This is a genomic window from Nocardia sp. NPDC050793 (assembly GCF_040654065.1).
GTDB lineage: Bacteria > Actinomycetota > Actinomycetes > Mycobacteriales > Mycobacteriaceae > Nocardia.
On record NZ_JBFAHG010000022.1, the window covers coordinates 22,704 to 33,414 of the forward strand.

The 10,711-nt window shown below is 68.5% G+C and carries 8 protein-coding genes; 5 read left to right on the top strand and 3 right to left on the bottom strand.

Annotated elements, in window-relative coordinates:
* Nucleotides 1-154: 154 nt before the first annotated feature.
* The gene (locus tag AB0H50_RS35420) at nucleotides 155-1,360 is read left to right on the top strand and encodes a DUF2235 domain-containing protein (RefSeq protein WP_357461632.1); all 1,206 of its coding nucleotides are present in this window, start codon (nucleotides 155-157) and stop codon (nucleotides 1,358-1,360) included.
* On the opposite strand, the gene treY is transcribed toward AB0H50_RS35420, so the two are convergent.
* From treY to AB0H50_RS35435, 3 genes are read right to left on the bottom strand one after another with little or no spacing between them, the layout of a single operon-like run.
* Nucleotides 1,313-3,763, bottom strand: coding sequence for a malto-oligosyltrehalose synthase (gene treY / locus AB0H50_RS35425; RefSeq protein ID WP_357461634.1), 2,451 nt, complete (start codon nucleotides 3,761-3,763; stop codon nucleotides 1,313-1,315). The genes AB0H50_RS35420 and treY overlap by 48 nt on opposite strands.
* The gene (gene glgX, locus AB0H50_RS35430) at nucleotides 3,760-5,880 is read right to left on the bottom strand and encodes a glycogen debranching protein GlgX (protein WP_357461636.1); all 2,121 of its coding nucleotides are present in this window, start codon (nucleotides 5,878-5,880) and stop codon (nucleotides 3,760-3,762) included. The genes treY and glgX overlap by 4 nt, the downstream gene beginning before the upstream one ends.
* Before the next feature lie 54 nt (nucleotides 5,881-5,934).
* The gene (locus AB0H50_RS35435; RefSeq protein WP_357461638.1) at nucleotides 5,935-6,468 is read right to left on the bottom strand and encodes a cupin domain-containing protein; all 534 of its coding nucleotides are present in this window, start codon (nucleotides 6,466-6,468) and stop codon (nucleotides 5,935-5,937) included.
* Between the two features lie 29 nt (nucleotides 6,469-6,497).
* Between AB0H50_RS35435 and AB0H50_RS35440 the strand changes: the two genes are divergently transcribed.
* The 4 genes from AB0H50_RS35440 to bioD all read left to right on the top strand — a co-directional run bounded on the left by AB0H50_RS35440 (nucleotide 6,498) and on the right by bioD (nucleotide 10,343).
* Nucleotides 6,498-6,941, top strand: a complete 444-nt coding sequence (locus AB0H50_RS35440) for a MarR family winged helix-turn-helix transcriptional regulator (protein ID WP_357461640.1) — start codon at nucleotides 6,498-6,500, stop codon at nucleotides 6,939-6,941.
* 100 nt (nucleotides 6,942-7,041) lie between these two features.
* Nucleotides 7,042-8,334 (top strand): adenosylmethionine--8-amino-7-oxononanoate transaminase, encoded by a 1,293-nt coding sequence (locus tag AB0H50_RS35445; RefSeq protein ID WP_357461642.1) that lies wholly within the window; start codon nucleotides 7,042-7,044, stop codon nucleotides 8,332-8,334.
* 26 nt (nucleotides 8,335-8,360) lie between these two features.
* Nucleotides 8,361-9,515: an 8-amino-7-oxononanoate synthase gene (locus AB0H50_RS35450; protein WP_357461644.1), complete on the top strand. Its 1,155-nt coding sequence runs from the start codon at nucleotides 8,361-8,363 to the stop codon at nucleotides 9,513-9,515.
* Nucleotides 9,516-9,665: 150 nt separating this feature from the next.
* Nucleotides 9,666-10,343, top strand: coding sequence for a dethiobiotin synthase (bioD, locus tag AB0H50_RS35455; protein ID WP_357461646.1), 678 nt, complete (start codon nucleotides 9,666-9,668; stop codon nucleotides 10,341-10,343).
* Nucleotides 10,344-10,711 lie beyond the last annotated feature (368 nt).

Sequence of the window (10,711 nt, forward strand, 5' to 3'; positions counted from 1 at the left end):
TATCCCGCACCGAAAAGTTCCGGCTCGACCGGCGATTCTTCGTCGAAATGCGTTGAAAGACAGCGTTTTCCTTAACGGGTTCCGGTGCGTGGGCGATGATTCGAGTAGTCCAGTACGCGGGTTTCCGACGCGAATTCGAGGGGAAAATTTCGCCATGAAACGCCTGGTCGTGTGTTGTGACGGCACCTGGAAGGCCGAGAACAGCAGCACGGTATCGAACATTGTCAAAATCGCGCAGACCATCCGCATGGCGGCCCCAGGGGCCGACGGGCAGCCGGTCCGCCAGCACGTGATCTACGTATCCGGCCCCGGCGCAAGAGGTTTCACCGCCGACCGGCTCATCGGCGGCGCCTTCGGCTTGGGTCTGGAGGCCAATCTGTCCGCCGCCTACTGGCAGGTGGCCGTCAACTGGGAGCCCGGCGACGAGCTCTACATCTTCGGCTTCAGCCGCGGCGCGTACACCGCGCGCAGCCTCGTCGGCCTGATCGACTGCATCGGCATCATGAAGCCGGATTCGATGATCGCCGGAAACTACCCGAAGGCGTTCCAGATGTACCGGCGCCGCGGCCGCAACAAGCTGATGTGGTGGCGCACACCGCCCAGCGAACAGCAGATGCGCGCTTTCCGTCGCGAGCACAGCCATCGCAGGCGGGTCATCGACTTCATCGGCGTGTTCGACACCGTCGGCGCACTCGGCGTCCCCGGCCTGACTTCATGGCGGCACCGCTTCCACGACGTCAAGCTCTCGCCACGGGTGCTGTGTGCGCGCCAAGCTCTCGCCATCGACGAGCGGCGGCGCAACTTCGAGCCCTGCCTCTGGGAGGTGCCGGTCGAACTCGGCATCAAATACCGCCGGATCAAGGACCGCAAGGCCGATCGCGTCAAGCAGGTCTGGTTCGAGGGCGTGCACAGCGACATCGGCGGCGGCTACGACCAGTGCGGACTGTCCGACATCACCCTGCGCTGGATGGTCGCCGAGGCCGAGGCGGAGGGACTGGCGTTCAACAGGGAACTGCTCGGGGAACTGTCGGCCAAGTGTGTCGGCAAGGAGGACCACATGGAGCGGCACCAGTCCCTCGGTCCCGGCTTCGCCCTGCTCAACGTGCTGCGCACCGTCCGGAGCCCGATGCGGGCCAGGTTCTACCTGAACTCGCTGCGGCGGCTGCGGCTGCCGACGGACAACGGCGTGCTGCTCGCCTCGACGGTGCACGACAAGACCGAATACCGGCCGCACAATCTGCGGCGCTGGCAGCAGGACCTCGGCGGGAGGTTCCCGGCCGAGCTCGTCGAGAAGATCAGCCCGCCCGACGCCTCAACGCACCAGCAGGGCGACGGGGAGCCGAGCGAACAACTTCTCTAAGCGCGCCCGCCCCTGGAAGGTGTGGCCGGTGAGCCGGTCGGTCCAGTTGCCCTGCGGCAGATCGAGCGCGGTGTCGCCCCAACCGGAGTCGGTCAGGCCGACGCTGTGCCTGGTGGTCGCGACGATCACCTCGGGCGGCTCGCCGACCCGCCCGCGCGCGTACGACACCAGCCGCGCCGCCTGCTCGCCGGTGGCGAACAGCGGGAGATAGGCGCCACCGACGAAGCAGTCGGGACGCTCCCTGCGCAGCCACAGCGCGTAGGCGACGATCCACATCTTCGCCGCACCGGAGGTGTCCAAAGCCGGTGTGCCGGTGAGCGATTGCAGCATCCCGGTGCGCGCGGGGAAGTCGACGGGACGGCGGTTGTCCGGGTCGACCAGCGAGTCCTCCCACAGCTCGCAGCCCTGGTACACGTCGGGGATGCCGGGCCCGCACAGCTGAAGAAGCTTCTGCGACAGCGCATCCGACCAGGCGTGCGGCGCCAGGTCGTGCACCAGGTCGCCCAGTTCCGCGCCGACGGTGCCGTCGATCACCACGTCCATCCAGCCGTGCACGGCCGCCTCGAACTCGGTGTCCGGCTCCTCCCACGAGGTGCGGGTGCCCGCCTCGCGCATCGCCTTCTCCGCGAACAGGTGCAGGCGCTCGCGCAGGCCGGGCACCGAGGACGCCGGGCGGCCGTCGGCGGGCCAGACGCCGAACAGGTTCTGCAACAAGAACAGCGCCGTCGCGCCGTCCGGCGGTGGCGTCTTGTCCAGCCAGGTCTCGACCGAACGCGCCCAGGTGCGCGCGACCTGCGAGAGCACCCCGATCCTGGCGCGCACGTCCTCGCCGCGCTTGGTGTCGTGGGTGGACAGCGTGGTCATCGTGGCGGGCCAGCGCTGCGCGCGCTCGACGTTGGCGAGGTGGAATTCGTTGAGCGAGTGGCCGAACCGGGCCGGATTGCCGCCCACCTCTTGTAGCGAGACCAGCCGCGCCGCCTGGTAGAACATGGTGTCCTCGACGGCCTTCGCGGTGATCGCGCCGCCCACCTGGTTGAATCGGGCGGCCGCCTCCGCGCCGACGGCCAGCGCGGTCACCAGCACGTTCAACGGCGCGGTGAGCTCGCTGTTGCGCTTCTCCACCTCGGCGATCACCGCACCGATCATCCCGGCCAGCGGCGCGTAGTCGGCGCGGTAGACGGGCATGAAGGCCAGCACCTCGATGGTGGCGTTGGTCAGCGCCATGGTGTCGAAGCTGTCCGCGCGCGCGTCACGCTTGATCGCGCACACCAACCGCCGGATCTCCGGCGCCAGAATGCTTTCCGCGACGGCGCGTTTGATCCGGTGCTCGGTCTCGCCGATCCAGGCGCGGTCGCTGCCGTGCCCGGCGAAGCGGCGCGAGAGCTCGGTCAGCGTCTGCTCGCCGTCGGGATCGATGAGTACGCCGCCCAGCCCGGCCAGTGCGTCGTATCCGGTGGTGCCGTCGATCGGCAGCGTCGCGTCCAGCGGCTCCCGGTTGGCGAGGATCTTCTCCACCAGTAGCAGCCGGTGCGGCCCGATGAGCTGGCGCAGCCGGGCCAGATACGCTGCGGGATAAGACAATCCGTCCGGGTGGTCGACCCGCACGCCGTCGATCAGATCGTGTTCGCACCAGGCCGCGAGCTCGCGGTGGGTGAGGTCGAAGACCTCCGGGTCCTCCTGCCGCACCGCGGCCAGGCTGCTCACCGCGAAGAACCGCCGGTAGGTGCAGACCCCGGCCTTCCAGCTCACCAAGCGGTAGTGCTGCTTGTCGTGGATGCGCAGCGCGTTGTCGCCGTCGGTGCCCGGCGCGATCGGGAAACGCAGATCGTGCAGCGCCAGCATCGGTTCCGGGCCGGACCGGTCCACGCTGAGCGCCGCGGGGTCGTTCTCGCTGTGCAGCACCGGCAGCGCGAGCCGCCCGCCCGCGCCGTTGCCCGGGCTCCAGTCGATGTCGAAGAACCGCGCGAACGGCGAGTCCTTGCCGTTGCGCAGCACGTCCCACCACCACCGGTTCTGCCGCGGATCGGCGACGCCGACGTGGTTGGGCACCAGATCGACGATGAGACCCATGCCGCGGGTGCGCACCTCGTCGGAGAGCGCCTTGAGCCCGAGCGGACCGCCCAGCGCCGCCGAGACGGCGCCGGGGTCGGTGACGTCGTAGCCGTGCGTCGAGCCGTGCGCCGCGGTCAGGATCGGCGAGAGATACAAATGCGAAATGCCGAGCTGCTGAAGGTATTCCGCGATGGCCCTGGCGTCGGCGAAGGTGAGCACGTCGGGACGCAGTTGCAGCCGGTAGGTGCTGCGCACGGGGGTCTGCCGCGCGAGGGCGCGTCCGCGGGCGATGGGGTCGGTGTGATGTGTCGGAGTCGGTGTATGGGTTGTGGTCATGTGCGTGTCGGTCATGCGGGGCAGCGGAGGACGAGCAGGCAACGGGCGGGGACGGTGAGCGTGGCGGCGGCCGGATAGCCGGCCTCGGCGCGGCCGTCGGGCGTCGAGCAGTCCAGCGCCACCGTCCACGGACCTCCGTAATCGGTGCCGGGTATGGCGAAATCGAGCGCCGAATCGTGGGCGTTGAAGCACAGCAGGAACGAATCGTCGGTGATGCGCTCACCGCGCGGGCCCGGCTCGGGGATGCCCTCGCCGTTCAGGTAGACCGTGAGCGCCTTGCCGAAGCCGCTGTCCCAGTCCGCCGCGGTCATCTCCTCGCCCGAGGGGGTCAGCCAGGCGATGTCGCGCGTGGGTTCCTTGGCGCGGACCGGTTGTCCCGCAAGAAATCTGCGCCGCCGGAAGACCGGGTGCCGGGTGCGCAGCGCGATGACCGAGCGCGTGAACTCCAGCAGATCGGCATTGGTCTCGGCCAGCGACCAGTCCATCCAGGACAGCGGCGAATCCTGGCAGTACACATTGTTGTTGCCCCGCTGACTTCGGCCGAACTCGTCGCCGTGGGCCAGCATCGGGGTGCCTTGGCTAAGCACCAGCGTGGCCAGCAGATTACGAGTCTGCTTGGCGCGCAAGGCATTGATCTCAGGGTCGTCGGTCGGGCCCTCGACACCGCAGTTCCAGGATCGGTTGTAGTTCTCCCCGTCGCGATTGCCCTCGCCGTTGGCCTCGTTGCGCTTCTCGTTGTAGGACACCAGATCCCGCAGCGTGAAACCGTCGTGCGCGGTGACGAAGTTGATACTGGCGCTCGGCCTGCGCCCGGTGGCCTCGTACAGATCCGAGGAGCCCGTGAGCCGAGAGGCGAACTCGCCCAGGGTGGCGGGCACACCGCGCCAGTAGTCGCGGACGGTGTCACGGTACTTGCCGTTCCACTCCGTCCACAGTCCGGGGAAATTGCCCACCTGATAGCCGCCCTCGCCGACGTCCCACGGCTCGGCGATCAGCTTGACCTGGCTGACCACCGGATCCTGTTGCACCAGATCGAAGAACGTGGAAAGCCGGTCCACGTCGTGCAGTTCGCGGGCCAGGGTGGCGGCCAGATCGAAGCGGAAACCGTCGACGCGCATGTCCAGAATCCAGTACCGCAGCGAATCCATGATCAGCTGCAAGGTGTGCGGATGCCGCACGTTGAGGCTGTTGCCGGTGCCGGTGTAATCCATGTAGCGGCCCGGATCACCGTCCAGCAGACGGTAATACGCGGCGTTGTCGATGCCGCGGAACCCGAGCGTCGGCCCGAGGTGATTGCCTTCGGCGGTGTGGTTGTAGACCACATCGAGGATCACCTCGATGCCCTCGGCGTGCAGCGCGCGCACCATCGCCTTGAACTCGGTCACCGCGGCGCCGCCGCGCGGACTGACCGCGTACTCGTTGTGCGGTGCGAGATAGCCGAAGCTGTTGTAGCCCCAGTAGTTTCGCAAGCCCTGGTCGAGCAGCACCCGGTCGTGCAGGAACTGGTGCACCGGCATCAGCTCGATCGCGGTGATGCCGAGGCTCTTCAGGTGCTCGACGACGGCCGGGTGCGCGATGCCCGCGTAGGTGCCGCGCAGCTCCTCCGGCACCTCGGGATGGGTCATCGTCATGCCCTTGACGTGCGCCTCGTAGATGACCGTTTCGTGGTAGGGCCGGTTCGGCGCGCGGTCGGAACCCCAGTCGAAGAAGGGGTTGATCACCACGCCGGTCATGGTGTGGCCCAGCGAATCCAGGCCGTGCGTATAGAGGGAAGGGTCGTTGTCGAATTCGCCGTCGAACGCCTTGCCGTACGGGTCGAGCAGCAGTTTGCTCGGATCGCAGCGCAGTCCGCGGTCCGGGTCGTAGGGGCCGTGCACGCGGAAGCCGTAACGCTGGCCGGGACCGATGGTCGGTAGGTAGGCGTGCCAGACGTAGCCGTCGACCTCGTCGAGCGCGATCCGGGTCTCCGCCCCGTCCTTGGCGATCAGGCACAGCTCGACGGAATCGGCGACCTCGGAGAAGACCGAGAAATTGGTGCCTGCACCGTCGTAGGTCGCCCCGAGGGGGTAGGCGGTGCCCGGCCAGACACCTAGTGGTGTCACCTCACCGGGCGCTGCGTAGGGCTGAGCCATGGGAACGACAGTAGCGTGAGGCTTCGGGCGGCCCGGCGCACGCCCGCGCCCGTCTCATTCGGTGGGCAGGTAGCGGCGCTCGTAACCGGCGAGCCGCGCGAGCCGCGCCGATCCGCCCAGCAACGCCCGCTGTACCCATCGCGGAATGCCCGCGAGGTAGCCGTCCTGATAGTCCCAGAGCAGCGCGAGTGCCAGCGGGTTGCGGGGCACCCGCCCCGAAGTGGTCATGCCCGCCGCGTCGAGCGCGTGCCACAGCCGGAACATGTCCCAGTGCCGCAGCGGCGGACGGATCTCGTGGTCGAAGCGGGTATCCGGCGCCTCGCTCCAGAATTCGTGCACGGCGCGCGGCGGGGCAGTCACCGTGTCGCCGGGGTTCGCGATGATCTCGACGCCGTCGACTCGGAAGCGCAGTCTGCCCTCTCGCACGGTCCAGCTCTCGGCGAGTACCGGATGCCAGTGCGGTCCTGCCTGCCGCTCGACCTTGCGCACCAGGTGTTCCAGCCGCAAATACGGCCCCCGGTCGTCGATCCCGCGATCGACGAAGGTGACTCGATGGCCGTTGGCGAAGGTGAGGATGGTGTCGCGCATACTCCAGATATAAAGGTAACCTTCTTAATGTGTCAACGACCGATACCTTGCTGAAGCTGCTCGTCCAAGCCGCCGGTGCTTTCGAAAAGGCGCTGAATCGCGAACTGCGCACCGAACTCGACCCGGAACTGCGGCCCGCTCACTACGCGGTCTTCCGTCATCTGGATCCGGAGGGCTCGCGGATCACGGAGTTGGCCGAAGCTGCGGGCATCACGCAGCAGTCGATGGGGGAGTTGGTGACGCATCTGGAGCGCCGCGGTTATGTCGAGCGCAAGGTCGATCCGTTCGACCGTCGAGCCCGTGTGGTCGTCACCACCGCGGCCGGGCGTCGCGCGCTCGCCCTCGCCGCCGACCGGATCGCCGACATCGAGCGGATCCTCGTGGCCGATCTCGGAGAAGACGCGGTGCGCACGCTTCGGGCGTCGTTGGCCCGGGTGCCGAAGGTGATCGGCGGCGATTCGGAGAAAACATAGAGCCTCGCCGATCGGCGGACTTCGTTCGGCCGCGCACACTCTGCGGAGCTCGGCTGGTAACTTGAACACCGTTCAAGCCCGTCGACCGCGAGGGAATCCTGTGGCACTGACCCCCGGCGAGATCACCGCCATCGACGCCGACCACGTTTGGCACCCCTACGGCGGATTCCCGGCTTCGACCGCGCCGCTGGTGGTCGCCGAGGCCTCCGGCGCACGGCTCACATTGGCCGACGGTCGCGAACTGGTCGACGGCATGAGCTCCTGGTGGGCCGCCGTGCACGGCTACCGGCACCCGGTGCTGGACGCCGCCCTGCTCGCGCAGTCGCAGCGGATGAGCCACGTGATGTTCGGCGGGCTCACGCACGAACCGGCCGCGCGCCTGTCCCAGCTGCTGGTCGAGCACACGCCGGCGGGCCTGGAGAAAGTCTTCCTCTGCGACTCCGGCTCGGTCTCGGTCGAGGTCGCCGCGAAGATGTGCCTGCAATACTGGCGCGGCGTCGGCAAACCCGAGAAGCGCCGCCTGCTCACCTGGCGCGGTGGCTACCACGGCGACACCTTCACTCCGATGAGTGTGTGCGACCCCGAGGGCGGCATGCACTCGTTGTGGACCGACGTCCTCGTCGAACAGGTCTTCGTCCCGGCGCCGCCGCGCGAGTACCGCGCCGATTACGCGGCGGAATTGGAACGCGCCATCTCCGCGCACGCCGGTGAGCTCGCGGCCGTCATCGTGGAGCCGGTTGTGCAGGGCGCGGGCGGCATGCGCTGGCACGATCCGCGCTACCTCGCCGACCTGCGCCGCCTGTGCGACGCCAACGACGTGCTGCTGGTCTTCGACGAGATCGCCACCGGATTCGGCCGCACCGGCGCGTTCTTCGCGGCCGACCACGCGGGCGTCGCCCCGGATGTCATGTGCGTCGGCAAGGCTTTGACCGGCGGCTACCTGACCCTGGCCGCCACGCTGTGCACCGCGCGGATCGCCGAGACCATCAGCGCAGCGCACGGCGGGCTGATGCACGGGCCGACTTTCATGGGCAACCCCCTGGCCTGCGCGGTGGCCGTCGCGTCGATCGAGTTGCTGCTCTCCCGGGACTGGCGCGGTGAGGTCGGCCGGATCGAATCCGAGCTCATTGCGGGCCTGGCTCCCGCGCGCGAGCTGCCGGGCGTCGCCGACGTCCGGGTGCTCGGCGCGATCGGCGTCGTCGAACTCGAGCAGCAGGTCGACATGCGCGCCGCCACCGCGGCCGCGGTCGACGCGGGCGTCTGGCTGCGTCCTTTCCGGAACTTGATCTACACCATGCCGCCGTTCGTCAGCAGCACCGAGGAAGTCGCCACCATTGCCGCCGGAATGTGCGCGGCCGCCGCGGTGCGCAGTCCCGTCGGGCTATCCTCCTGAACGGTGTTCAAGTATGCTCCGGAGCTGTGATTACCGATCCGTTGAGCTGGTTGGACGAACGGGCAGCAGAGCGGGTGACCGCCGGATTGCGCCGAGAGCTGCGACCGAGGAGACCGGACGCGCCGTCGATCGACCTGGCCTCCAATGACTATCTCGGGCTCACCAAGCACCCCGAGGTGATCGAGGGCGCGATCGAAGCCGTGCGCCGCTGGGGCGCGGGATCCACCGGATCACGATTGGTCACCGGAACCACGGCCGATCACGAGCGGCTGGAAGCAGAACTCGCCGAATTCGCCGGCGCCGAGGCGGGCCTCGTGTTCGCCTCCGGCTACGCCGCGAACCTCGGCGCGGTGACCGCGCTCGCGGGTCGCGGCGCACTGATCGTCTCCGACGCGGGCAGCCACGCGTCTCTGGTCGATGCCTGCCGCTTGTCCCGGTCCAGGGTGGAGATCGCCCCGCACTGCGACGTCGCCACCGTGGACCGGCTGCTCGCCGTGCGAACCGAACAGCGCGCGCTGGTGCTCACCGACTCCGTCTTCAGCGCCGACGGCGACCTGGCTCCGCTGGCCGAACTGCACCGGGTGACCCGGGCGAACGGCGCGGTCCTGCTCGTCGACGAGGCGCACGGGCTCGGGGTGCGCGGCCGGGGCGGTCGCGGTCTCGTGCACGAACTCGGCCTCGCAGGCGAACCGGATGTCGTCGTCACCGCGACGCTCTCCAAGGCCTTCGCGGCCCAGGGCGGTGCGGTGCTCGCCAGCGAACGGGTCCGCGCGCACCTCATCGATGCGGCACGCACCTTCATCTTCGACACCGGCCTCGCGCCCGCCGCGGTCGGCGCCGCCCGCGCCGCACTGGGATTGCTGCGCCGCGAGCCCGAGATGGCCGCGCGAGTACTGGACCGCGCCGCGGACATCGCGCGGATCGCTGGGGTGGCGGCGCCGGACTCGGCGGTCGTGTCGGTGGTGCTCGGCAAGGCGCAAGTGGCGTATGACGCGGCTCAGGAATGCCGGGCGCGGGGGCTGGATGTCGGATGCTTCCGTCCGCCGTCGGTGCCGGAGGGCACCTCGCGTCTGCGGCTCACCGCCCGCGCCAACCTGACGGGCGCGGAACTCGACACCATCGCCGACGTACTCGGCTCGGTACTGGCCGAGGCGCGTGGACTGGACGTGGTGCCCGCATGAGCGAACGCAGTGAGCGAATCATGTGCCAGCGCGCTTCGCGCATGCCGGTGCCGAGCGTCAGCGAGGCGCGGGCATGAGCGAACGCAGTGAGCGAATCATGTGCCAGCGCGCTTCGCGCATGCCGGTGCCGAGCGTCAGCGAGGCAAAGGCATGAGCAGTGTCCTGCTGATCACCGGAACCTCGACCGATGTCGGTAAGACCGTCGTCACCGCAGCGCTGGCCGCGACCGCGCGCGCCGCAGGCCGGTCGGTCGCGGTGTGCAAACCCGCGCAGACCGGCATCGCGCTCGGCGAACCCGGCGATCTCGCCGAGGTCGAGCGGCTCGCCGGTCCGGTCAAGACGGTCGAGCTGGCCCGCTACCCCGAGCCGCTCGCCCCGGACACCGCCGCCCGTCGCAGCGGCCAACCACTGCTGACGCTCACCGAGACCGTCGTCGCCGTCCGCGCCGTGGACGACGCCGACCTCACCCTGGTGGAGGGTGCGGGCGGACTGCTCGTTCGGGTCGGCGAATTCACCCTCGTCGACTTGGCCCGCGAACTCGACGCACCGGTGGTCGTCGTAGCCGCCGCCGGACTAGGCACGCTGAACCACAGCGAGCTGACCGTCCGCGCGCTCGAGTCGGCGGGCGTCCGCTGCGCGGGACTGGTGATCGGAGCGTGGCCGGCCGAGCCGGATCTCGCCGCCGAATGCAACCGGACCGATCTCCCGCGCGTGACGGGTGTCGATGTGGTCGGCGTGATCCCCGCGGGAGTGGGCGCGTGGGATCAGGAACGGTTCGTCGCGGCGGCGCCGGGTTGGTTCATTCCGGGTTGGTCCGCGCACAACTGACTGTCAATCGTCTATTTACCGCTTCTACCAGCGGATTTGACATCGTGCTCATCGCTACGTAACTTTATCCAGGTCAGAGCGACACGGACACCGACCCGGAGCCGAGACGCTAAGCCGAAAGGCTGGGCGAGGAGCTGGGAAACGAGGTAGGACGAGGAGCGCCTGACGGTCACACTAGCTCGATTGGTACCCCGATTTGGTTTCGGGTTACTAGCCGCGCTAAGCTGTAAAAGTTGCCTCACCGATTGATCGGGGTAAAGCCCGGGATATGGTGTGTGCGTGTGTTCTTTGAGAACTCAATAGTGTGTCGATGAATGTCAGTGCCAAATTTTAATGTTTGGTTCCGGCTCTTCACTCCCCGTGTGGAG

Excerpts from the sequence above, each read along its gene's own strand:
- AB0H50_RS35420 (WP_357461632.1), top strand. The coding sequence starts at position 155 with ATGAAACGCCTGGTCGTGTGTTGTGACGGCACCTGGAAGGCCGAGAAC.
- AB0H50_RS35435 (WP_357461638.1), bottom strand. The coding sequence starts at position 6,468 with ATGCGCGACACCATCCTCACCTTCGCCAACGGCCATCGAGTCACCTTC.
- bioD (WP_357461646.1), top strand. The coding sequence starts at position 9,666 with ATGAGCAGTGTCCTGCTGATCACCGGAACCTCGACCGATGTCGGTAAG.
- glgX (WP_357461636.1), bottom strand. The coding sequence starts at position 5,880 with ATGGCTCAGCCCTACGCAGCGCCCGGTGAGGTGACACCACTAGGTGTC.
- treY (WP_357461634.1), bottom strand. The coding sequence starts at position 3,763 with ATGACCGACACGCACATGACCACAACCCATACACCGACTCCGACACAT.